Below are 22,624 nucleotides of genomic sequence, written 5' to 3' on the forward strand. Positions count from 1 at the left end.
CTCAGCAGGCGGCGGGGCCGAGGCCGCGCTCAATGCTCACGTCATCAAGCTGCTCGGGCTTGAGGAAGGCCTCGGCGTCGGTGGGACACACCCCGGAGCGCAGGAGCACGGCGACCCGATCGGGATCTGAGTCGATGGGCAGGATTTCCACCAGCGCCTGCGCGTGTTGCGGCCGGCTGCGCTGTCTCGCAGCGAATCAGGCACTGGCCGGTTCAGGAGAGCGCCAACCTGGCAGCGATATGCACGGCGCTGAACGCCCAGAGCAACTTGCAGAGCAAGTGAAGGGTCTGGTCGAGGCCAAGCCTGTAGTAGCCCGCGCATTTCCCCCAGTCGATCAGGGCATGCACCAGCCACTCGGCCACACCCAGCCAGACGATTCCAGTGAGGAGGGCCACCAGAAAGCCATGGACGCCGGCGTGGGCGGTGAGCCACCACGACCAGGAGAGGGTGTGATCGCGGCCCCTGCATTTCTCCACTGCCATGCGATCGCTCTGGAGGGCGAAATCACCGACGAAGTGCCCCATCGCCAGCAACAGAAACAGCTCCAGACCCGAGAGGCTGTGCGCAAGGCCCGACAGCATGGCTGGCTCCGTCATCGCTACAGAAAATCAGCATGACGGCACGCCCTTCAGACGGCTCAGCAAGCGCAGACCCTGGCACGTTCAACGGGCGCAGAAGGTGGCCTGCAGCGCCAGCCGATCCACGGGTCCGGGAAGTTCGGCCGGGTCAAAGCCCACGCTCTCGGCGGCAACGGCCTTCATCAGCATGGGGCGCATGCCGCCTTCGAGCACCACGCCCAAGGGGGTGACCGTACGCAGGCCGATCGCGTCAGCCAGATCCCGCGCCTGGGTGAGGGCGTCCTGGTAGGCCCCCTTGAGCAGCTGGCGCCGGGCGGCCGCATCACCGCCCGCCGACGGCTGGGTGCTCACCGGCGCCAACTGCACCCCCGGCAGCCCGCCCACCTGGCGGATCAGCGCCTGCAGCCGGGCCGGGGCGAGCTCGCCACTCACCTGCAGCCGGGCCTGGATCGCGGCCGGCTGCTGCTTGGTGGCCGGCCGTGACCAGGTGGTGGGCGAAGTGACCTCCAGCTCGCTCACCTGCAACGCCTGCAGGGCGGTGCGCACGGCCGCCAGCCGCGTCTGGAGCTGTGCCAGGGCGGCGTCGTTGCCGGGAGCTTCGGCCTGCAGCTCCAGGGAGAAGCGCAAGCGGTCGGCAGCCCGCTTCAGCTCGGCGCTGCCCCGCACCTCCAGCGTGGTGCCGTCGCAGCGAAGCGGCTGCGCCTGGGCCAGGGCCGGCCGCGCCAGCAGCAGGCAGGCAGGCAGCAGGCAGGCAGCGGTGGTGAGAGCGGGGAGGGCGCGACGCATCGCAAGGCTTTCAGTGGGGCAGGGCGGTCACGCCCCTCTGAAGCTTGGGGCCTGAACGGCTGTTTGCCGCCTCCAGACGCATGGGGTCAGATCTTCGTGGTTCCCCGTCGGCATGACCCCTAGGGTGCTGCCGGCAGGCCCTCTCCTCGCGGGGCTGCACCCTCCGCCACCGCCCTCTCCCCATGCATCCGCTGCAGGTGTGGCTGATCGCCCTCAGCAGCCTGGCCCTGCTGCTGTTGGCCCGCAATCTCTGCAGAGCGGGGCGCTGGCCGGCATTTCCCCTGCAGCTGCCGGCGGTGGCCACGGTGGTGTGGGCGATCAGCCGCTCGCTGTCGCCGCTGGTGATGCCGCTGGGATACCGGCCCTGGTTCGCCCTGCTCGATGAGCTGGTGTTGATCTATGCCGCGATCCGGCTGCTGCTGTGGGTGGGCCTGGAGGTGCCGGCGGCCCTGAAGCTTTGGAACCGGCCACCGGAAATCCTGCTGCAGCTGCTGATGCTGACCAGCGGCACGGTGGCCACCGTGGTGGTGTTCAAGGAACTGGCCCGCTTCGACCTGCTCGGCCTGGTGACCACCTCGGCCGTGCTCACCGCCATGATCGGCCTGGCGGCCCAGGAACCGCTCAAGGATCTGTTCGCCGGCCTGGAACTGCAGCTCGATGAGCACTTCCAGCAAGGGGATTTCGTCTGGCTCGAAGATGGCACCGCCGGCGTGATCGTGGAGATCAACTGGCGGGACACCTGCCTGCGGGATCTCACCGGCACCCTGGTGATCGTTCCCAACACCAAGATCACCTCCGAGGTGGTGCGCAACCATGGCGCCTTCGGCTTCATGGGCAACCGTTTCAGCATCGGCCTCGATTACGCCTTCCCCACCACCCAGGCCAGGCAGCTGCTGCTGGAGAGCGTGCGTCAGCATCCGCGCGTGCTGGCGGAGCCGGAGCCGATCGTGTGGGTGAAGGAGTTCGCCGACAGCGCGATTCTCTACGACATCGTGGTGTATCAGGCTCCCGGTGGTCTGGCCGCTCAGCTGTCGCTGCGGAGCGATCTGCTCGAACAGATCTGGTACCGGCTCGAGCGCGCAGGGCAGAGCATTCCCTATCCCGTGCGCGAGCTGCGCCGCCAGGCTCCGCAGGGGAAGACGAGCCAGCCGGTGAGCAGCGCCGAGGCGGAGCGCAGGCGCCTGCTGGCACTCAATCCGCTGTTCAAAGCACTCAATGAGGAAGAGATTGATCGCCTCGCCAGCCACATCCGCTGCGTGCGCTATGCCGCGGCAGAGGTGATCGTGCGCGAAGGGGATCGGGGTGGGGCGATGTATCAGGTGGTGAAGGGGAGTGTGGATGTGTGGAAGCAAAAACCTGGGGAAGCGCCGATTCACGTGGCCAGGTTGGAGGCGGGGGCCCTGTTCGGCGAAATGGCGATGCTCACCGACAGCACGCGCAGCGCCACGGTGCAGGCTCAGGAGGAATGCCTGCTGCTGGAGGTGAACCGCGAGCACATCGGTCCGCTGCTGCAGGACAACCCAGAGCTGATGGAGCGCCTGGCACAACTGGTGAGCGGCCGCCGGGCCGAACTGGAGGGGCTGGAGCTGGCAAGCCGGCTGGCCCAGCAGAACCAGTTGCTGCGCGCGATGCAGCAGCTCTTCACCACGCTGGGCTTCACCGCGGAACGCCCGGAAGCGGCTGCCGGGGATGCAGCCGCAGACCGTGCTGAAGCGGGCCGCAGCCAAGCAACAGTGGGCGAACGCAGTGGAACTGCCGATGGACCAGGAGGTGGAGCGGCCGATCGCCCCTGAGACACAGCGGCCATTCAGAAGCGGGCGTCCCCGTCGGATGAAGGTGTTTAGAAGCGAGGCATTGCGGTCGAATCAGGAGTGCCGCTACCTCAGCGCCTTGGGAAAGAGCGGGAAGCGGCTCTATCAACTTCAAGTTGCCCGCTCTGCAGTCACCGGGCCACCGCGATACGCATCAAAGCCCGCTCAGCCCAGGGCGGCGGCCAGGGCGGCGCGCGCCTCATCGAGCGCCGCCGGCAGGGCGGCGCCGTCGCGGCCGCCGGCCTGGGCCAGGGCCGGGCGGCCGCCACCGCCACCGCCGCAGCGCTTGGCGATGGTGCCGATGAAGGCGCCCGCCTTGGCACCCGCCTGCACCACAGCCGCGCCGAAGGCGGCCACCAGGATCACCTTGGTGAGGTCGGCGGGATCGGGCAGGCCGCCCAGCACCACCGCACCCCCCTCGCCCAGCTGCTGCTGCAGCTGCTGGGCCGCCCCCTGCAGACCGGCACCTTCCACGCCATCGAGGCGGGCCACCAGCAGCAGGAAGGAGCCGAGCGGTTCCGCCTGGGCCGCCAGCGCCGCCGCCTTCGCCAGCGCCAGTTCGGCGCGGGCGGCGGCCAGGGCCTTGCCGGTGGCCTTGAGCTCCTCGGCCATGGCGCTCACCCGCTCCACGATTTCAGCGGGCTGGGCCTTGAAGCGGTCGCCCAGTTCGCGCACCACCGCCTCGCGTTCGTTCAGGTAGGCCAGCACCGCCGGACCCGCCACCGCCTCGATGCGGCGGATGCCGGCGGCCACGCCGGTTTCGCTGACGATCTTGAACAGGCCGATCTCGGCGGTGTTGGCCACATGGGTGCCGCCGCAGAGCTCCATCGACACCCCCGGCACATCCACCACCCGCACCTGGGCGTCATATTTCTCGCCGAACATCGCCACCGCCCCGGCCGCGCGGGCCCGCTCCAGCTCCATCTCCTGCACCTCCAGCTCGTGGGCATCGGCGATCCAGCCGTTGATCAGCTCCTCAACCCGCTCCAGCTCCTCACGGCTCACGGCGCGGGGGCAGTGGAAGTCGAAGCGCAGGCGATCGAAATCCACCAGCGAACCCGCCTGGGCGATCGCGGGATCCACCAGCTGCTTGAGCGCCGCCTGCAGCAGGTGGGTGGCGGTGTGATGCGCCTGGGCGCGGCGGCGGCAGGCCCGATCGACCCGGGCGATCACCCGATCACCGAGGCCCAGGCTGCCGCGCTCCACCCGGCCCTGATGCACGAACTGCTTGCGCAGGCGGCTCACCGCCTCCACCCGCACGATCACGCCGGCGTCACCGGCGGCCTCGCTGCCGAGCACACCGCCCAGCAGCAGGCCCCGGTCGCCGATCTGGCCGCCGGATTCGCCATAGAAGGGGGTGGCATCCAGCACCACCTGCACCGCCTCGCCGGCCACCGCCCGCTCGGCCGGGCTGCCGTTCACCACCAGCGCCAGCACCTGGCTGGGATGCTCCAGGGCGCCATAGCCCTCGAAGCGGGTGTCGGGGAGGTCGGCCGCCGCGGCCGCCACCGCCCCCTGCACGGTGAGGTCCACGCTCACGGCCGCCGCCTTGGCCCGCTGCCGCTGGGCCTCCATCGCCGCCTCAAAGCCATCACGGTCGACCGTGAGCCCGTGCTCCTCGGCGATCTCTTCGGTGAGCTCCAGCGGGAAACCGTAGGTGTCGTAGAGCTCGAAGGCCTGGGCGCCGCTGATGGCGGCAGGGCGGGAGGCCAGCACCTCCGCCAGCAGCTTCTCGCCGCGCTCGAGCGTGTCGAGGAAGCGGGCCTCCTCGCGGCCCAGCTCGGCCAGGATCGCCTCACGCCGCTCCAGCAGCTGCGGGAAGGCAGGCGCCATCAGCGCGATCGCCGCTTCACCCATGGTGCGCAGGAAGGGCTGATCGATACCGAGCAGGCGGCCGTGGCGCACCACCCGCCGCAGCAGGCGCCGCAGGATGTAGCCGCGGCCCAGGTTCGACGCCGTGACCCCATCGCAGATCAACTGGGTGATGGCGCGGCTGTGGTCACCGATCACCTTGAGCGAGGTGCGGCCCTTCTCCTCAAGCTGGCTGTAATCCACGCCAGCCAGAGAGGCAGCGGTGTGAATCAGCGGAACGATCAGATCGGTTTCGTAGTTGTTCGGTACGCCCTGCAGGATCTGGGCCATGCGCTCCAGACCCATGCCGGTGTCGATGTTGCGGTTCGCCAGGGGGGTGAGCGTTCCTTCCGCATCGCGGTTGAACTGCATGAACACCAGGTTGTAGAACTCGATGAAGCGGCTGTCGTCCTCCAGATCGATGGCGTCATCGCCGCGTTCGGGGTGGAAGTCGTAGTAGATCTCCGAGCAGGGGCCGCAGGGGCCGGTGGGGCCGGACACCCAGAAGTTGTCGGCTTCATCCATGCGGATGATCCGCTTCGGGTTCACCCCCACGACCTCGCGCCAGATCGCTTCGGCTTCGTCGTCTTCGCGGAACACGCTCACTACCAGGTGGCGGGGATCCAGGCCGAACACCTCGGTGCTCAGCTCCCAGGCCCAGGCGATCGCCTCGGCCTTGAAGTAATCGCCGAAGGAGAAGTTGCCCAGCATCTCGAAGAAGGTGTGGTGCCGCGCCGTGCGACCCACGTTCTCGATGTCGTTGGTGCGGATGCACTTCTGGCTGGTGGTGGCCCGCGCCGCCGGCCGCGGCGCCTGCCCCAGGAACACCGGCTTGAAGGGCAGCATGCCCGCGATCGTGAGCAGCACGGTGGGGTCGTCCGGCACCAGCGAGGCGCTGGGCAGGCGCCGGTGGTCACGGGCGGCATAGAAGGCCAGGAATGCCTCGCGGATCTCGGCGCCGCTGCGGGGGCGCGGCTGGCCCGCCAAGGAGGCGCTGGAAGAAGGTGCGGCAGCCATGGCCCGTCGCGACGAAACAATGCGAAGCGCCCATCTTCGGCGAGCGCCCCCCTGACCGGATCCGGCACCTTACGCTGCGCCCGCCCCGCCGTCGCTGTGCTGCCCGCCTCCGACCAGCCCCAGCCTCCGGCGCAGCCCAGGCCAACGCCACAGCCCCGCGCACGCCTGCGGCTGCAATCGATCAGCTGGGCGCTGCTGGCCGGGGGCGCGGCGGCGGCGCTCGGCCTGGGCGGGGGCCTGGAGCCGGCCCTGCGGGCCGGGGGCTGCGGCTTCTTCTATGGCCTGCTGGCCTTTCACCTGCAGCGCGTCGACCCGGATGACGGCCACCTGCAGGCGGGGCTGGTGGGAGCGGTGTGCGGCATCCTCAGCCTTGGCGCCGCCTTGGATCTGCCCTCGTTCGGCCCGCTGGCGTGGGGCCAGGGCCTGGCGCCGGGGCTGTCGTCGTTGATGATGGCGCTGATCCGTGCCTGGCTGCCCCTCTGGCTGCCTGTCGCGGGCGCTGCCCTGCTGCTGCAAGGTGCCCAGCGTCTGCTGCCCGCACTTCGGCCTTGATCAGGCCCTGACCCCCCGGCCATGAGCCTGCTGCATGCCACCTGGCTGACTTCCGGTATCGCCGCAGGGGCGACGGTGGGCAGCTTCGACCGGCCCGGTCTGCTGATCTGGGCCGACACCTGGCGGGTGGCGGCGCCGGTGACGCCGAAACGAACGCCAGAGCCCCACCCGCTCAGCCTCGACCAGGACGACCTGGGCGCCTGGCTGGAGGAGCACGAGCTCTGGTCGGAGGCCTTCCGCCCCGCCGTGGCCACCCTCACCCTGCCGAGCCGCAGCCAGAACGCCCGCGGCAGCAAGAGCAGCGCCAGCGGCCCCTGGAGTGGCCTGCCGCTGCAGGCCGGTGAGCCGATCCCGAAAGGGCTCAGCTGGTGGCCGTGGCAGGTGGAGGGCCTCTGGCTCAAGCCCGCCGCCGCCGCCGACTGGCTGGGGCAGCTGCCCCTTTCCGGCCATCACCCCGATCTGGCCGATGAACTGCGCTGGTGGAGCCATCTGCAGCGCTGGGCGCTCAGCCTGATCGCCCGCGGCCGCTGGCTGCCCCAGGTGGAGCCCAGCGCCGGCGCCGCAGGTGGCCGGGCCCGCTGGGTGCCACTGCTGAACCGTGAGGAGGATCGTCGCCGGCTGGAAGATCTGGCCGCGCAGCTGCCCCAGGTGGCGGTGGCGGCGCTGGCCCCCTCCGGCAACGGCCCTGGCGGTGGCGGAGGTGCTGGCGGTGGCCTGGGTGCCGGCATGGGCGTCGGGAATGGCGCCGCGCCGCTGGCCTGCTGGCGGCCGGGATCCGGCCGGCTGCGGGTGGTGGCGATCCTCGCCGATCTGCTCGATGGCCAGATGCGCGAGAGCTTCACCCCCGCCACCGAAGGGCTCGATCCACTGCTGGCGGCCTGGCAGCGGGCACTCGGCCCCGGCGATGGGCGGCTCGACCTGTCGGCGGAGGACGCGGAACGGCTCGCCACCGCCACCCACCACTGGCGGGAAGCGGTGGCCGGCCGTGTGGCGCCGGCCCACACCTGCCTGGAGCTGGAGATTCCGGCGGAAGGCGACGAGCTCTGGCCGCTGCGCTTCAGCCTGCAGGGGGAAGCCGACCCGAGCCTAAAAATGGCGGCGACAGCGGTGTGGTCGGCCGGAGCCGGCACCGTGCAGCTGGGCGAAATCGCCGTGCAGCAGCCGGGTGAGCTGTTGCTGGAGGGCCTGGGGCGGGCCCTGCAGGTGTTTGAGCCGATCGAGCGCGGCCTCGACACGGCCACGCCGGAGCAGATGGCGCTGACCCCCGCCGAAGCCTTCGTGCTGGTGCGCACCGCCGCCGCCCGCCTGCGCGACGTGGGCGTGGGCGTGGTGCTGCCGCCGAGCCTGAGCGGCGGCCTGGCCAGCCGCCTGGGGCTCTCGATCACGGCGGATCTGCCGCCCAGTTCGCGCGGTTTCAGCCTGGGCGAATCGCTCGAATGGACTTGGGAGCTGATGATCGGCGGCGTCACCTTGAGCCTGCGCGATCTGGAGCGTCTGGCGGGCAAGCGCAGCCCGCTGGTGCAGCACAAGGGGGCCTGGATCGAGCTGCGGCCCGGCGATCTGCGCAACGCCGAGAAGTTCTGCGCCCTCGATCCACCGCTCAGCCTCGACGACGCCCTGCGGGTGACGGGCAACGAAGGGGAAACGCTGCAGCGGCTGCCGGTGCACCGCTTCACGGCGGGGCCACGGCTGCAGGCGGTGCTGGAGCAATACCACCAGCAGAAGGCCCCCGATCCGCTGCCCGCCCCGGAAGGGTTCGCCGGGCAGTTGCGCCCCTACCAGGAACGGGGCCTGGGCTGGCTGGCCTTCCTGCACCGCTTCGACCAGGGCGCCTGCCTGGCCGACGACATGGGCCTGGGCAAGACGATCCAGCTGCTGGCCTTCCTGCAGCACCTCAAGGCGGAGCAGGAGCTGAAGCGACCGGTGCTTCTGGTGGCGCCCACCTCCGTGCTCACCAACTGGAAGCGGGAGGCGGCGGCCTTCACGCCCGAACTGGAGGTGCGCGAGCACTACGGTCCGCGCCGCCCCGCCACCGACGCCGCCCTGAAGAAGGCGCTCAAGGGGGTGGATCTGCTGCTCACCAGCTACGGCCTGCTGCAACGCGACAACGAACTGCTGGCGGCGATCGACTGGCAGGGGATGGTGATCGATGAAGCGCAGGCGATCAAGAACCCCAGCTCGAAGCAGAGCCAGTCGGCGCGGGATCTGGCGCGGGCGGGCAAGCAGAGCCGCTTCCGCATCGCCCTCACCGGCACGCCGGTGGAGAACCGGGTGAGTGAGCTGTGGGCGCTGATGGATTTCCTCAACCCGCGCGTGCTGGGCGAGGAGGAATTCTTCCGCCAGCGCTACCGGCTGCCGATCGAGCGCTACGGCGACACCGCCTCCCTGCGCGACCTCAAGGCGCGCGTGGGGCCGTTCATCCTGCGGCGCCTGAAAACCGATAAATCAATCATCTCCGACCTGCCCGAAAAGGTGGAGCTGAACGAGTGGGTGGGGCTCTCGCCGGAGCAGGTGACGCTCTACCGCAAGACGGTGGACGACAGCCTCGACACCATCGCCCGGGCGCCGCTGGGCCAGAAGCACGGCCAGGTGCTGGCGCTGCTCACCAGGCTGAAGCAGATCTGCAACCACCCGGCGCTGGCGCTGAAGGAAACCGGCGTGGGCAACGGCTTCGCCAGCCGCTCCGCCAAGGTGCAACGCCTCGACGAGATCGTGGAGGAGGTGATCGAAGCGGGCGATCGGGCGCTGCTGTTCACCCAGTTCGCCGAATGGGGCCACCTGCTGCAGGCCCACCTGCAGCAGCGCTTCCGCCAGGAGGTGCCCTTCCTCTACGGCAGCAGCAGCAAGAGCGAGCGGCAGGCGATGGTCGACCGCTTCCAGGAGGATCCGCGCGGCCCGCAGCTGTTTTTGCTGTCGTTGAAAGCCGGTGGGGTGGGCCTCAACCTCACGCGCGCCAGCCATGTGTTCCACATCGACCGCTGGTGGAACCCGGCGGTGGAGAACCAGGCCACCGACCGCGCCTACCGCATCGGCCAGACCAACCGGGTGATGGTGCACAAGTTCATCACCAGCGGCTCGGTGGAGGAAAAGATCGACCGCATGATCCGCGAGAAATCCCGCCTGGCCGAAGACATCATCGGCAGCGGCGAGGAATGGCTCGGCGGGCTCGACCCCGGCCAGCTGCGCGACCTGGTGGCCCTCGACGACTGAGCGGCGCCGTGGTCGGGCTCGGCGGCAGCGGGTACGGTGCAGGCACGGCTGGATCGGGGAGAGGGTGACAGGTGGCGAATGAGACTCCACCGCTGTTCGGCAAGACCCGCTTCCTGGAAGGCCTGATCGACGAGTTCCTCGACAAGATCGCCGAGGGGGTGATCGTGGGGGAGCTGGGCCTCAAGGCCTATCTATGCGGCAGTGAAGAAGAAGCGATCTGCCTGGAGAAGCTCAACCAGCTCACCGAGATCAAACGGCGTTGCAGCGAGCTGCGCCGCACGATCGTGACCATGCTCTACACCGAGATGCTGCTGCCTGATGCCCGCGGCGATGTGCTGCGGCTGCTCGGCAGCCTGTTCGCCCTGCTCGATGACATGGGCGACGACTTCGAGGAGCTGATGATCGTGCAGCCCCAGCGGCTGCCGGAATTCGGCGCGGATTTCGCCGAGCTCACGGCGATGGCGGTCCGCGGCGTGCAGGCCGTGCTGGTGGCGGCGCGCACCTTCTTCCGCACCCCGGCGGCGGTGCGCGACCACCTCAACGAGGTGCGGGTGTTCGAGGACCAAACCGACCGACTCGCCTACAAGCTCAAGCGCCGGATCGTGGCGGCCGATCTGAGTTTCGAGCAGCGCACGCTGCTGCGGGAAACGGCGGCCATGCTCGATGGCCTGGCCGACAAGGCGGAGAACATCGGCGACGACCTCTCCATCTTCGCGATCAAGCGATCCCTCTGAGCCGCCGCCTTGACCATGGCCCTGATCGTCACGCTCATCTTTCTCTCCAGCGGCCTGTTCCTCGGCTGGTCGATGGGCGCGAACGACGCCTCCAACGCCTTCGGCACCGCGGTGGCCACGCGGATGATCCGCTTCCCCACCGCCGCCTTCCTCTGCAGCACGTTCGTGATCATCGGGGCGGTCACGAGCGGCAGCGGCGCCGCCGAGGGGCTCAGCCAGCTGGGCGCGATCAACGCCCTGCCGGGGGCTTTCACCGCCGCCCTGGCGGCCGCACTCACGGTGGCCTGGATGAGCGCCGTGGGGCTGCCGGCTTCCACCGGCCAGGCGGTGGTGGGCTCGATCATCGGCTGGAACCTGTTCAGCGGTTCCCCCACCGACCTGGGCACGTTGGGCCGGATCGCGGCCACCTGGGTGGTGTCGCCCGTGCTCGGGGCGATCTTCGCGATGGTGATGTACAAGCTGCTGGTGGCCTGGATCAGCTTCACCAAGCCCCACCTGCTCTCGATCGATCGCAACACCCGCAGCGGCCTGCTGCTGGCAGGGATCTTCGGCTCCTATGCGATCGGCGCCAACGGCATCGGCAATGTGATGGGCTTCTTCGTGGAGGCCTCACCATTCCGTGAGCTGCGGCTGGGGCCGTTCGAGGTGTCGTCGGTGGAGCAGCTGTTTCTGATCGGCGCCATCGCCGTGGCGGTGGGTGTGTACACCTATTCCCGCCGCGTGATGATGACTGTGGGCGACAGCCTGCTGACCCTCTCCCCGCTGGCGGCGCTGGTGGTGGTGGTGTCGCACTCGCTGGTGCTGTTTCTGTTTTCCTCCACGGCGCTGGAAAGCCTGCTGGCGGGCTGGGGGCTGCCCACGATTCCGCTGCTGCCGGTGTCGGGCTCGCAGGCGGTGATCGGCTCGGTGCTGGGCATCGGCCTGCTGCAGGGCATGAAAGGGGTGCGCCAGATCCGCTGGGGCGTGCTGGGCGGCATCGCCTCCGGCTGGATCACCACGCCCCTGATCGCGGCGGTGATCGGTTTCGTGCTGCTGTTCGTGGTGCAGAACGTGTTCGGCCAGGAGGTGTACCAGGCGAGCCGGCCGCTGGCGGTGGCAGTGTTGGCGGCAGGCCACGCTGCACCCTGAATGTCAGCCCCTCCCACCGCATCCGCTCCTGAACAGCTGCAGGCGGCGCTGTTTCACTTCGCGATCGGCGAACTGGTGCGCCAGCACCGCAGCAGCTTTCCGCCGCTGTGGACCACCGAAAGCTGGGCCAAGCTGATGATCTGGCTGGCACTCAACTGCGGCTGCAGCGGCGACGACGAGGGCCTGCGCCAGTTCGCGGCGTCGCTGGGGCCCGCCCTGGCCCGCACCCTGCGGCAGACCTTCTTCGAGCGCACGCTGGAGGACCTGGAGCTGCGCCTGCTGGCCGATCCAGCCGACCCGCAGGTGGTGCTGCTGCCTTTGCCTGGCGCTGGGGCACTGCCGCCCGAGCGGGTAGCCGAAGCGCTGGCCCGCGTGGGGCTCAGCGCGCTGGTGGTGGCGGATCCTGCCGGCTGGCAGCAGCTGGACGGCCTGGTGGCCGTGCCCTGGGCCCAAGCCAGCGAAGCTGCCCACTCATGAACCTGATCGGCACCTACCGCAACGCCGGCTATGCGGCTCTCGCCGACGGCATCTGCGCCTTCTACGAGCGCCGCACCGACCTGCAGCGCCGCGGCGTGGCCTTCGGCGAGCCGCAGGCCGGCGCCGATGCTGCCGCTTCCACCGGCGCTGCCTCCACACCCGCCAAGGTGTCGACCGACATCAGCCTGGTGGCGATCGACCGCAGCGATCCGGAGGCCTTCGCCCTGGCGGAGGTGATCGTGCGCGGCGTGAACGCCGGGCTGGAGCGTTACCTGCAGGAGCGTCCGCTGCTGCGCCAGTGCGCGCCGGAGCAGTCGCTGTTCGTGCTGCCGATCTTCAACCTGCAGCGCTACGCCCCCGGCGAAGCCTTCCACGCCTGGCACTGCGACTGGACCACCAGCGACGAGGCCACCGAGCCGATCCGTCGCCTGCTGGCCTGGATCCTCTACTGCAACGACGTGCCCGACGGCGGCACCGAATTCCACTGGCAGGACCATCACGTGGAAGCCGTGAAAGGCACCCTGGCGATCTTCCCGGCAGGCATCTCCCACATCCATCGCGGTCGGGTGAGTCACGAGCACAGCAAAACGATCGCCACAGGCTGGATCAACGCTGGCCGGCGCGAGGATTACATCGCTCGGCTGGCGGCCGGTTGAGCTGTGAGCATCCGATCTGCCTTGTTGGATGGAACGAACCAAGCAAGAACAAGGCCCAGCATTCAAATGGGTGAAGCCGAGCAAGTGGGTATCGGATCCGCTGACTCAGCGATCGACCGATCACGAGCGCCAATCTCTATACATCCAGAATCCCTGAAACCTGTTGCCTGAGGTAGAATGGCCGAAGAGGTGACACATGACTGCTCTTCTCGAGAATCACGAAGAAGCCATCGCCGAGCTGTGTCGCAAGTACAGCGTTCAAAGACTTTTTGCGTTTGGATCAGCAATTAGGGACGATTTTCGGCCAGGCGAAAGCGATGTTGACCTCCTCGTCGAATTTGCCCCAATTGGTGGACACGCTAAATTCCATGCTTATTTTGAGATGCTTGAAGAGTTGCAGAGAGTGCTCGGCACCAAGGTAGATCTTGTCATGAGCGGCGCAGTGAGCAATGCAATCATCTCGCGCGAGATTGAGAAAACAAAAAGGATAATCTATGCCGCGTGAAACGACGGCTTATCTCCATGACATCATCGATGCGTGCGATTCGATTGCATCGATCCCTAGCGGCATCTCGGTGGAAACGTATGGCAGTATGGCAAACTGCGCGAGAAGAGATCTGCAGTAGAACGCGAGTTTATTGTCATTGGCGAAGCAGCCTCAATGCTGGCAAGATTCTCACCCGAGAGATTTAATCGCCTATCGGATGGCCGCAAAGCCATTGGGCTTCGCAACATACTCACCCACAACTATGCCTCGGTTGACCACGAGACGATTTAGGAAACCGCCCTTCAGGATGCTCCTAAGCTGAGGAGAGAATGTATTGAGATGCTCAGGGAATCGGAGGATACCGTGAAAGACGGGCTTGAGAGCAGGCCGGAAACAGCCGGATAACGCCTTTATCTTTAGCCGCCTCAACATGATTCTTGCTCGCGCCCACAACTCATTGCGGCCAAGTCATCGCGAAGATTCCAAGGATTCATGTCGACTCGGCCAATCTGCCTCCTCTACTAGACCACCAGCGAGGAGGCCACCGTGCCGATCCGCCGCATGCTCGCCTGGATCCTCACCTGCAACGACGTGCCCGACGGCGGCACCGATTTCCAGTGGAAAGACCACCACGTGGAAGCTGTAAAAGGCACCCTGACGATCTTCCCGGCAGGCACCTCCCACATCCACCGGGGCCGGATGAGCCACGAGCACACCAAAACGATCGCCACCGGCTGGATCAACGCCGGCAGCCAGGAGGATGACCTGGGGCGGCTGGCGTCGTCCCCTGCCCCTGCTCCATCCGCACGATGAAGATCGATCCCGACCTCCGGCGCCGCACCCTGCGGGCCGCCATCGCCCTGCTCGAAACGGCCCATGATCCGGAGCATGTGTTCCCCCATGCGGTGCCCCTGCTGGATGCCCTCGGCAGCTCGGCTCTGGGGGATCTGGGCCGGGCCCAGTTGCTGGAGGATCCCGCCCTCAGCGCCCTCGCCGCTGAGCGCTACTGGGGTCCCTGGCCCTCGGCCCCGGAGTTGCGTTCCCTGCCGAACGGCAGCCTCGGCCAGCTCTATCAGGCGCGGTTCGATCGGCTTGGGCTGCATGCGCCACCACCACCGGACACCTCCGGCATGGACGGCCCCGGCGCCTACCTGCAACAGCGGCTGCGCTTCACCCATGACCTCCATCACACCGTGCTGGCCATTCCCGTGGACGTGCCTGGGGAGGCCGCGGGTTCCGCGTACTACGCCTCGGCCCTTCGCCAGCCTGCCTCTGCCGCCGTATTGACGGCCTGGATCTTCCACGGCTTCGAGGTGCCCGAGGAGAACGAGCGCCTCTGGAATGGCATTCGCTTCGGACTGGAGGTAGCCCGGCTGGGGCCCACCCTGCTGGCGATGCGCTGGGAAGAAGGCTGGGCGCTGCCGATCGCCGCTTGGCGTCAGCGGCTGGGGCTGGACGAGCTGCTGGCGGCGACCCCGTTTCCGGAGGAGCTGGCCCTGCTGAGTTGAGTCCCTTTGAGACCATGGGCTGATTGCCCTGTACTGACCCGCCGTGCCCGAGGCCGCCTGCCCCGCCCCCAGCCCTGATGGCGCCGCTGCCGCCGAGGCCCTGCCCAAGACCTACGACCCGAGCGGCACGGAAGCCCGCTGGCAGGCGGCCTGGGAGGCGGCGGGCGCCTTTCACCCCGACCCCAACGCCCCCGGCGAGCCGTTTTCTGTGGTGATCCCGCCGCCGAACGTGACCGGCAGCCTGCACATGGGTCACGGCTTCGAGACGGCCCTGATCGACACGATCGTGCGCTTCCAACGCCTGCGCGGTCGCAACGTGCTGTGCCTGCCCGGCACCGACCACGCCTCGATCGCGGTGCAGTCGATCCTGGAGAAGCAGATCAAGGCGGAAGGCGGCAGTAAGGACGACCTGGGCCGCGACGCCTTCCTCGAGCGCGCCTGGGCCTGGAAGGCCGAGAGCGGCGGCACGATCGTGGGCCAGCTGCGCCGGCTCGGCTATTCGGTGGATTGGCGGCGCGAGCGCTTCACGCTCGATCCCAGCCTCAACAAGGCGGTGGTGGAAGCCTTCGTGCGCCTGCACGAGCAGGGGCTGATCTACCGGGGCGAATACCTGGTGAACTGGTGCCCGGCCTCGGGATCGGCGGTGAGCGATCTGGAGGTGGAGATGAAGGAGCTCGACGGGCACCTCTGGCACTTCCGCTACCCGCTCACCGATGGCGCAGCGGGTGACGCCGCAGGTGACACCGCCGGCCTGGATCATCTGGTGGTGGCCACCACCCGCCCCGAAACCCTGCTGGGCGACACCGGTGTGGCCGTGCACCCGGACGACCCCCGCTACGCCGCCCTGGTGGGCCGCACGATCACGCTGCCACTGGTGGGTCGTCAGATCCCGATCGTGGCCGATGCGCACGTGGATCCGGCCTTCGGCACCGGTTGCGTCAAGGTGACCCCCGCCCACGACCCCAATGACTTCGCGATCGGCGCCCGCCACGGCCTGCCGCTGATCACGGTGATGGCCAAGGACGGCTCGATGAACGCCGCCGCCGGCCGCTTCGCCGGGCTGGATCGCTTCGAGGCGCGCGCGGCGGTGGTGGCGGCGATGGAGGCGGAAGGGTTCCTGGTGAAGGTGGAGCCGCACCGCCACAGCGTGCCCTTCTCCGACCGGGGCAAGGTGCCGGTGGAGCCGCTGCTCTCCACCCAGTGGTTCGCGCGGGCTGAGCCGCTGGCCGCCCGCTGCCGCGCAGCGCTCGATCAGGGCGAACCTCGCTTCGTGCCGCAGCGCTGGGAGAAGGTCTACCGCGACTGGCTCACCGACATCCGCGACTGGTGCATCAGCCGCCAGCTCTGGTGGGGCCACCGCATCCCCGCCTGGTTCGTGGTCAGCGAGACGAACGGCGTGATCAGCGACGCCACCCCCTACGTGGTGGCCCGCGACGCCGAGGAGGCCCAGTCCAAAGCCGAGGCGCAGTTCGGCGCCGCCAGCCGGGCAGCGGGCCGCGCGCTGCAGCTGGAGCAGGACCCCGACGTGCTCGACACCTGGTTCTCCAGTGGCCTCTGGCCCTTCTCCACGCTCGGCTGGCCCGATGCGAACGCCGCCGATCTGGCCACCTGGTATCCCACCAGCGTGCTGGTCACCGGCTTCGACATCATCTTTTTCTGGGTGGCGCGCATGACGATGCTGGCCGGCGCCTTCCTGCAGGAAGACGGCGTGCCGGTGGGCGGCCGCGACACCTGGATCCCCTTCCGCGACGTGATGATCCACGGCCTGGTGCGGGACGAGAACAACCGCAAGATGAGCAAGAGCGCCGGCAACGGCATCGATCCGCTGCCGTTGATCGAGCGTTACGGCGCCGATGCCCTGCGCTTCGCCCTGGTGCGCGAAGTGGCCGGCGCCGGCCAGGACATCCGTCTCGACTACGACCGCGCCAGCGGCAACTCGGCCACGGTGGAAGGGGCGCGCAACTTCGCCAACAAGCTCTGGAATGCCACCCGCTTCGCCCTGATCAACCTGGGCGGCGAAACGCCCGCCAGCCTGGGGGAACCGGATCCGGCCGCGCTGACCCTGGCCGACCGCTGGATCCTGTCGCGGCTGGCGCGGGTGAACGGCGAAACGGCGGAGCGCTACGGCAGCTACGCCCTGGGCGAGGCCGCCAAAGGCCTCTACGAGTTCGCCTGGAACGAGGTGTGCGACTGGACGATCGAGCTGCTCAAGCGGCGCCTCAACCCCCGCCCCGCCGTTGAGGGCAAGCCGCTCAGCGCTGAAGTGCTGGCGGATCAGCGCGTGGCCCGCCAGGTGCTGGCCAAGGTGCTGAACGAGCTGCTGGTGCTGCTGCATCCGCTCATGCCGCACCTGAGCGAGGAGCTCTGGCACGGCCTCACCGGCGCCCCTGAGGGCACCTTCCTGGCGCTGCAGGCCTGGCCGGCGCTGGACGCCGCCGCCCTCGACGCCGCCCTGGAAGCCCAGTTCGCCGAACTGATCGAGGCGATCCGGGTGGTGCGCAACCTGCGCGCCGTGGCCGGGCTCAAGCCCTCCCAGGCCGCGCCGGTGGTGTTCGTGACCGGCCGGCCGGAGCTGGCCGCCGTGCTGCGCGCCGGCAGCGGCGACATCACCGCCCTCACCCGGGCGGCGTCGGTGGAGGTGCGCAAGACCAGCACCAGCGCCCGCTGCCTGGCGGCGGTGAGCGGCGAGCTGCAGGTGCTGCTGCCGATCGAAGGCCTGGTGGATCTCGACGCCCTGCGCGGCCGGCTGGAGAAAGACATCGCCAAGGCCGAGAAGGAGATCAAGGGCCTGGCCGGCCGCCTGGCCAACCCCAACTTCGCCGGCAAGGCGCCGCCCGAGGTGGTGGCCGAGTGCCAGGCCAACCTGGCCGAAGCCGAAGCCCAGGCGGCCCTGGCGCGGCAGCGGCTGGCGGATCTTGGAGCCTGATGCACGTGCTAATGCCCTCATAAGCCATCGTTAACGAGCTGGGGCCGTGGCTGGCTGAGGGTTCTAGGGATCCCCTTGCCGATCACGTTCGTGTCTACCGCCGCGACCCGATCCGAGTTCCCCTTCCTGGAGGATTCCGGCTCCTTCCACCGCTCCTCCAACCCGCAGCTTCCCTCCCTGACGCCATTCCCGACGCAGGAGGAGCCCAAGGTTCCCGCCGAGTCCCCGGCAGGGTTCGCCGCCTCCCGGCAGCCCCGCTTCAACGATGTGCAGGATGACGTCGGCGATGACGATCGCCTCAGCAGCAGCAGCAGCAGCAGTAGCAGCAGTCGTGGTCGGGACGGCGAGCGTGGCGGGCGCGGCCGGCCCCCGGCACCGGCCGACCCCCTTCTGGCCAGCCTCGACCTTTCGCCGACGCCTCCGGCCCCAGGTGCCGCCCCAACTGAGCAGTTCCAGACCGAAATCTCCGCCTACGTGAGGCTGGGCGGCAAGCTCTTCCTGCTCTCCTCCGGTGGCGGCAGCACCCTGCAGGTCACCGATGCCAGCAACCCCCTGGCACCGGGCTTACTCCAGCGGGTGTCCCTCGGCGCTTACATCAGCCAGTCGGTGGCGACCTACGACGACCTCGTGGCAGTCGCCCTCTCCCCCAACGACTACGGCACCAGTGCCGGCAAGGGGCTGGTGCGCTTCTACCGGATCGACAGATCCGGCACCCTCACCCTGGTGAAGGACGTGGAGGTGGGCTACCTGCCCGATGGCATCGCCTTCAGCAAGGACGGCAAGAAGCTGGTGATCGCCAACGAGGGTGAGCCGATCGCGAACTACGCGATTGACCGCCCCGGCAGCATCGGCATCATCGACATCAAGGGCAGGCCCGGCAAGGAGACCTTCAGCTACACCGACCTGAGCTTCGCCGGGTTGACCCTGCCCAGCGGGATCCGCATCTCCGGGCCAGCCGGCACCACCCAGGCCACCGACATCGAGCCCGAGTACGTCTCGATCCTGGGGAACACCGCCTACGTGACCCTGCAGGAGAACAACGGTGTCGCCAAGGTCAACCTCAGGACCAACACGATCGAGGCGATCTTCGCCCTCGGCAGCGTCGACTTCAGCACCCAGCTCGTTGACATCAGCGATCGGGACGGTCCCCCCCCCCGCTGGCAGCAGCACCGGAACGCCCCTGATCAACCCTGTTCTCGGCAACAACGTGGTGGGCTTGAGGATGGCGGACGGCATCGCCGCCTTCAGCACCAGGGGCAAGGATTACTTCATCACCGCCAATGAGGGGGATGGCCGTGAGTACGGCACCGCCGGAACCCCGGGCTTCTACCTCGACGAAACCCGGCGCCTGGGCCGACTCAAGACTCTCAGTGAAGACACCACCGCCCCCTTCACCGCCTTCGGCAGCCGCAGCGTCAGCATCTTCGATGCCACCACCGGTGCCCTCGTCTGGGACAGCGGCAACACCCTGCAGACCATCGCCATCGCCGCCGGCGTCTACGACGACACCCGCAGCGACGACAAGGGCGTCGAGCCCGAAGGTGTCGTGGTCACGAAGCTGAACGGCCGCACCTACGCGATCGTCAGTGCCGAACGCGGCACCAGCAGCCTGCTGGCGGTGTTCGACATCACCGACCCAGCCCAGGCCAGCTTCGTCACCAGCACCGTGCTGGCCGGCAGCGTGTCCCCCGAGGGCCTGCTCGTGATCGACGCGAAGGACAGCCCCACCAGGCGGGACCTGCTGGTGGTCTCCAACGAGGTGTCCAACACCTTGAACATCCTCGATCTCGGCGCCCTGGTCGCCGCGCCCCCGGTGGCCGGCGCCGGCAGCTTCACCTCCACCATGCTCAAGGACGTGGCCGGTGGGGCGGAGCTGACGATCTCCAGCCTGATCACCAACGGCGAGTTCACCAACGGCACCGCGCCGGGCAGCGGCGTCTATGTGCCGCCGGGCATCTTCGATGGACAGGGCGCCTACAGCAATGGCGATGGCACCTACACCCTGCTCGTCAACCACGAACTCGGCGCCAGCGCGGGCTACGCCTACACCGCCGAAGGCCTGAACTCCTCCGTCAACGGTGCCCGCATCAGCCGCTTCATCGTTGACATCGATGCCGACGACAACGCCGCCAACGGCTTCCAGTCACGGATCCTCAGCGGCGGCCTCGCCTATGACAGGGTGATCGGCACCGATACCAACGGCTTCGATCGCTTCTGCTCCGCCAACCTGGTTGAGGCCAACAGCTTCGGCGCCGGCCGTGGTTTCGCTGATCGGATCTTCCTCGTCGGTGAGGAGGTGTTCGGCGGTGGCGGCGGCGCCTTCTACGCCCTCGATACGGCCAGCAACGACCTCATTCAGGTGAATGCCTTCGGCAAGGGCACCTGGGAATCCGCCACCTTGATCGACACCGGCAACGCCAACACGGTCGCCGTGCTGCTCCTCGATGACGCCAAGGCTCCCCTGCGACTCTGGGTCGGCGAGAAGACGGCCGGCGGCTACCTGGAGCGCAACGGCCTGGCGGAAGCCAACGGCGCCCTCTATACCTTCGTGCCCACGGGCCTGGCGGAATCCGGTGTCGACGCCACCGCCGGTCCCGATTCGGATGACCTCAAGGCCCTGGCCCTTGGGGCTCCCCTGGCCGGCAGCTGGGTCAAGATCGAGAAGCCGGCGGGTAAGGCCAGCTACGCCGACCTCACCGATGCCGAGATCCGCACCCTGGCCACCGACCTCGGGGCCCTGCAGCTCAGCCGCATCGAGGACGGGGAGGTCAACCCCCTCAACGGACAGCAGGTGGCCTTCGTCTCCACGGGCACGAAGGACTTCAGCAGCGGCGACCTGTACGGCAACGTCTACACCCTGAGCTTCGCCGATGCCTTCACCGCCGATGGCCGCCTGGCCAGCAGCGGTTCCAGCAGCCTGCGGGTGATCTATGACGCCGATCGCCTCGCTGACCCCACAACGGGCCTGCGGAACCCCGACAACCTCACCTGGAGCGCTGATGGTTCCCTCTACCTGCAGGAGGACCGGGCCAACGGCGGTGGACTCGACATCGCCAACGGCAACTTCGGCACCGAAGAGGCCTCGATCTGGAAGCTGAACCCCAGCGGGCCTGTCGATCCGGTCACGGGCGTGCCCTCGGAGCGGTGGGCCCAGATCGACCGCACCGCCGTCCCCACGGCCTACGGCCAGAGCCAACCCGGTGTGGTCACAGACCCCAGCAGCAGCGGTGTCGGCAACTGGGAATCTTCGGGGATCATCGATGTCTCGTCGATCTACGGCGCCGCACCCGGCACTGTCTTCCTGGCCAACGTGCAGGCCCACAGCCTCGGTGGAGGCAACATCAACGGTTCCGGCTACCTGGTGGAAGGGGGCCAGATCGATCTGATCGTCCAGACCGACCCGGTGATCTGATCCCATCGGCCCGTCGCGAGCCCAGCCCTCGGCCCCTCCTGTGAGGGGCCTTTTTTGTCAGGGGCCCTCGGCTGCCGCCGAAGCCGAGCATCACTCGATCGGGCTGAACCGTCCAGCGTCATTGTCAGCTCCGGGCAGGCCCCGGCCAGGGACGCCAGCCCCTGTGGCATGGGGGGGGTGGCGGCACGATCATGGGCCAGCTGGGGCGGCTCGGCCACTCGGTGGATTGGGGCGGTGAGCGACGAGCTGGAAAACGATGATGCCAAGGCCGACGCGGAGATCAAGGACCTCAGCGCGCGCCTGGCCAACCCCACCTTCGCCAGAAAAGCGCCACCCAACCTGGCCAGTACCGTCGGGCGCTGCGAGGCTTGGCTCAGATCCAGCGGCGGCTGCGGAAGTACGCGATCAGCAGCCCGCTGATCGCCAGCATCACCGCCCACACGATGAAATAGCCGGCTCTCCATTCGAGTTCCGGCATGTATTTGAAATTCATGCCATACATCCCGGCGAGGAAGGTGAGCGGGATGAAGATCGAAGACATCACGGTCAGCACCTTCATCACCTCGTTCATGCGATGGCTCAGGCTGGAGAGGTAGGTGTCATGCAGGCTGGCGAGAAAATCTCGGGACGTTTCCACCATGTCAATCACCTGCACGGTGTGGTCGTAAAGGTCACGCCAGAACATCTTGTTGTGCTCATCCAGCAGAGGTGATTCGCTGCGCTGGATCGCCCCCACCACATCCCGCAACGGCCAAACGGCCCGGCGCAGGATCAGCAACTGTTGCTTGAAGCGGTGCATTTCCTGGTGGTCATCCGGGCGGGGTTGGCTGATCACCCGCTCATCAATCAACTCCACCCCCTCACCGATCCGCTCCATCGCTAGGAAGTAGTGGTCCACCACCGCGTCCATCAGGCAGAAGGCCAGGTAATCGGATTTCTGCCTGCGCACACGACCACTGCCGTTGCGCAGCCGCTGACGCACGCTCTCAAACACATCCCCTTCATCCTCCAGGAAGGAAAGAACCCAGTTGGGCCCAAGAATCACGCTCACGTGTTCGATCGTCACGCCCCGCCTTGGGCCGCCGTCATCGAGCATCTTCATGGCTACGAAGCCGTAGGCCGGGAACTCCTCCCATTTCGGCCGCTGGGACGTGTTGGCAATGTCTTCACAGGTGAGGGGGTGCAGCCCGAAGGCCCTGCCCAGTTGTTCGATCAGCGCGGTGTCATGAACGCCGTTCACATTGATCCAGGTGACCGCGGAATCAGACAGGCAGCCGAGGCAGGTGTCCACATCCGCCTGTTGCCACTCCTGAATCGCCTCAGCGCTGAAGCGGATGATCTCGATCGTGGCCAGTTCGCGCCGCTGGCTGCCCACGAACACCGTGGCGCCAGGTGCCTGGAAGGCGGTGTTGCGAGCGCCGCTGCGGGCACTGACACGGGCGCCGCTGCTGCTGCTCGCCATTGCGTAAAGCCTCGGGCCTGGGAGTCTGG

General features: G+C 68.2%; 18 protein-coding genes and 1 pseudogene. 14 read left to right on the forward strand and 5 right to left on the reverse strand.

The annotated features are described in order from the left end of the window. Position 1: 1 nt before the first annotated feature. From CJZ80_RS15315 to CJZ80_RS07975, 3 genes are all read right to left on the reverse strand, one after another. Positions 2-151, reverse strand: coding sequence for a hypothetical protein (locus CJZ80_RS15315; RefSeq protein WP_158217453.1), 150 nt, complete (start codon positions 149-151; stop codon positions 2-4). A gap of 61 nt (positions 152-212) precedes the next feature. Beyond that, positions 213-581 (reverse strand): DUF3307 domain-containing protein, encoded by a 369-nt coding sequence (locus CJZ80_RS07970; RefSeq protein ID WP_094512389.1) that lies wholly within the window; start codon positions 579-581, stop codon positions 213-215. 81 nt (positions 582-662) lie between these two features. Beyond that, positions 663-1,364, reverse strand: a complete 702-nt coding sequence (locus CJZ80_RS07975; RefSeq protein ID WP_094512149.1) for an SIMPL domain-containing protein — start codon at positions 1,362-1,364, stop codon at positions 663-665. A gap of 182 nt (positions 1,365-1,546) precedes the next feature. Between CJZ80_RS07975 and CJZ80_RS07980 the strand changes: the two genes are divergently transcribed. Further along, the gene (locus tag CJZ80_RS07980; protein WP_094512154.1) at positions 1,547-3,157 is read left to right on the forward strand and encodes a mechanosensitive ion channel family protein; all 1,611 of its coding nucleotides are present in this window, start codon (positions 1,547-1,549) and stop codon (positions 3,155-3,157) included. Between the two features lie 183 nt (positions 3,158-3,340). Here CJZ80_RS07980 and alaS read toward each other — a convergent pair whose 3' ends face one another. Next, a complete protein-coding gene (gene alaS / locus CJZ80_RS07985; protein ID WP_094512158.1) occupies positions 3,341-6,043 on the reverse strand; it encodes an alanine--tRNA ligase in 2,703 nt (900 codons plus the stop codon). Between the two features lie 99 nt (positions 6,044-6,142). Between alaS and CJZ80_RS07990 the strand changes: the two genes are divergently transcribed. The 13 genes and pseudogenes from CJZ80_RS07990 (at position 6,143) to CJZ80_RS08050 (ending at position 21,133) form a co-directional block, all read left to right on the forward strand. Beyond that, positions 6,143-6,595 carry a hypothetical protein gene (locus tag CJZ80_RS07990; RefSeq protein WP_094512390.1) on the forward strand — a complete coding sequence of 151 codons (453 nt, stop codon included), beginning with the start codon at positions 6,143-6,145 and terminating at the stop codon, positions 6,593-6,595. 21 nt (positions 6,596-6,616) lie between these two features. Beyond that, positions 6,617-9,805, forward strand: a complete 3,189-nt coding sequence (locus tag CJZ80_RS07995; RefSeq protein ID WP_094512164.1) for a DEAD/DEAH box helicase — start codon at positions 6,617-6,619, stop codon at positions 9,803-9,805. A gap of 71 nt (positions 9,806-9,876) precedes the next feature. Then, positions 9,877-10,539: a DUF47 domain-containing protein gene (locus CJZ80_RS08000; protein ID WP_094512167.1), complete on the forward strand. Its 663-nt coding sequence runs from the start codon at positions 9,877-9,879 to the stop codon at positions 10,537-10,539. A gap of 15 nt (positions 10,540-10,554) precedes the next feature. Next, the gene (locus CJZ80_RS08005; RefSeq protein WP_094512171.1) at positions 10,555-11,667 is read left to right on the forward strand and encodes an inorganic phosphate transporter; all 1,113 of its coding nucleotides are present in this window, start codon (positions 10,555-10,557) and stop codon (positions 11,665-11,667) included. Then, positions 11,668-12,144, forward strand: a complete 477-nt coding sequence (locus CJZ80_RS08010; protein WP_094512174.1) for a protein phosphatase — start codon at positions 11,668-11,670, stop codon at positions 12,142-12,144. It abuts the gene before it with no gap. Then, entirely contained in the window at positions 12,141-12,800 is a 660-nt protein-coding gene (locus tag CJZ80_RS08015; RefSeq protein ID WP_094512177.1) for a 2OG-Fe(II) oxygenase, read from the forward strand. Before CJZ80_RS08010 ends, CJZ80_RS08015 begins: the two co-directional genes overlap by 4 nt. Positions 12,801-12,996: 196 nt before the next feature. Next, complete coding sequence (locus CJZ80_RS08020; RefSeq protein WP_094512180.1) at positions 12,997-13,305, forward strand: nucleotidyltransferase family protein; 309 nt, start codon at positions 12,997-12,999, stop codon at positions 13,303-13,305. A 96-nt stretch (positions 13,306-13,401) separates the two neighbouring features. Further along, on the forward strand, positions 13,402-13,578 hold the full coding sequence (locus tag CJZ80_RS15925; protein WP_094512183.1) for a HepT-like ribonuclease domain-containing protein: 177 nt from the start codon (positions 13,402-13,404) through the stop codon (positions 13,576-13,578). A gap of 234 nt (positions 13,579-13,812) precedes the next feature. Further along, positions 13,813-14,100: pseudogene (locus CJZ80_RS08030) on the forward strand (2OG-Fe(II) oxygenase); the annotation flags it as partial. Then, entirely contained in the window at positions 14,097-14,795 is a 699-nt protein-coding gene (locus CJZ80_RS08035) for a Coq4 family protein (protein WP_094512186.1), read from the forward strand. The pseudogene CJZ80_RS08030 and the gene CJZ80_RS08035, both read left to right, overlap by 4 nt. 43 nt (positions 14,796-14,838) lie before the next feature. Further along, positions 14,839-17,721, forward strand: a complete 2,883-nt coding sequence (locus CJZ80_RS08040; RefSeq protein ID WP_094512188.1) for a valine--tRNA ligase — start codon at positions 14,839-14,841, stop codon at positions 17,719-17,721. 75 nt (positions 17,722-17,796) lie between these two features. Next, positions 17,797-19,005, forward strand: a complete 1,209-nt coding sequence (locus CJZ80_RS08045) for a hypothetical protein (RefSeq protein ID WP_094512192.1) — start codon at positions 17,797-17,799, stop codon at positions 19,003-19,005. Then, on the forward strand, positions 18,944-21,133 hold the full coding sequence (locus tag CJZ80_RS08050) for an alkaline phosphatase PhoX (RefSeq protein WP_094512195.1): 2,190 nt from the start codon (positions 18,944-18,946) through the stop codon (positions 21,131-21,133). Before CJZ80_RS08045 ends, CJZ80_RS08050 begins: the two co-directional genes overlap by 62 nt. A 373-nt stretch (positions 21,134-21,506) precedes the next feature. Here the strand turns inward: CJZ80_RS08050 and corA are convergent, their stop codons facing one another. After that, positions 21,507-22,595, reverse strand: coding sequence for a magnesium/cobalt transporter CorA (gene corA, locus CJZ80_RS08055; RefSeq protein ID WP_094512199.1), 1,089 nt, complete (start codon positions 22,593-22,595; stop codon positions 21,507-21,509). Positions 22,596-22,624: the final 29 nt, after the last annotated feature.

Origin of the sequence: Synechococcus sp. MW101C3 (genome assembly GCF_002252635.1) — a bacterium.
Taxonomy (GTDB): Bacteria; Cyanobacteriota; Cyanobacteriia; order PCC-6307; family Cyanobiaceae; genus MW101C3.

Excerpts from the sequence above, each read along its gene's own strand:
- CJZ80_RS08010 (WP_094512174.1), top strand. The coding sequence starts at position 11,668 with ATGTCAGCCCCTCCCACCGCATCCGCTCCTGAACAGCTGCAGGCGGCG.
- CJZ80_RS08020 (WP_094512180.1), top strand. The coding sequence starts at position 12,997 with ATGACTGCTCTTCTCGAGAATCACGAAGAAGCCATCGCCGAGCTGTGT.
- CJZ80_RS08015 (WP_094512177.1), top strand. The coding sequence starts at position 12,141 with ATGAACCTGATCGGCACCTACCGCAACGCCGGCTATGCGGCTCTCGCC.
- CJZ80_RS07980 (WP_094512154.1), top strand. The coding sequence starts at position 1,547 with ATGCATCCGCTGCAGGTGTGGCTGATCGCCCTCAGCAGCCTGGCCCTG.
- corA (WP_094512199.1), bottom strand. The coding sequence starts at position 22,595 with ATGGCGAGCAGCAGCAGCGGCGCCCGTGTCAGTGCCCGCAGCGGCGCT.
- CJZ80_RS08050 (WP_094512195.1), top strand. The coding sequence starts at position 18,944 with ATGGCGGACGGCATCGCCGCCTTCAGCACCAGGGGCAAGGATTACTTC.
- CJZ80_RS08005 (WP_094512171.1), top strand. The coding sequence starts at position 10,555 with ATGGCCCTGATCGTCACGCTCATCTTTCTCTCCAGCGGCCTGTTCCTC.
- CJZ80_RS08035 (WP_094512186.1), top strand. The coding sequence starts at position 14,097 with ATGAAGATCGATCCCGACCTCCGGCGCCGCACCCTGCGGGCCGCCATC.
- alaS (WP_094512158.1), bottom strand. The coding sequence starts at position 6,043 with ATGGCTGCCGCACCTTCTTCCAGCGCCTCCTTGGCGGGCCAGCCGCGC.
- CJZ80_RS07975 (WP_094512149.1), bottom strand. The coding sequence starts at position 1,364 with ATGCGTCGCGCCCTCCCCGCTCTCACCACCGCTGCCTGCCTGCTGCCT.
- CJZ80_RS07970 (WP_094512389.1), bottom strand. The coding sequence starts at position 581 with ATGCTGTCGGGCCTTGCGCACAGCCTCTCGGGTCTGGAGCTGTTTCTG.
- CJZ80_RS07995 (WP_094512164.1), top strand. The coding sequence starts at position 6,617 with ATGAGCCTGCTGCATGCCACCTGGCTGACTTCCGGTATCGCCGCAGGG.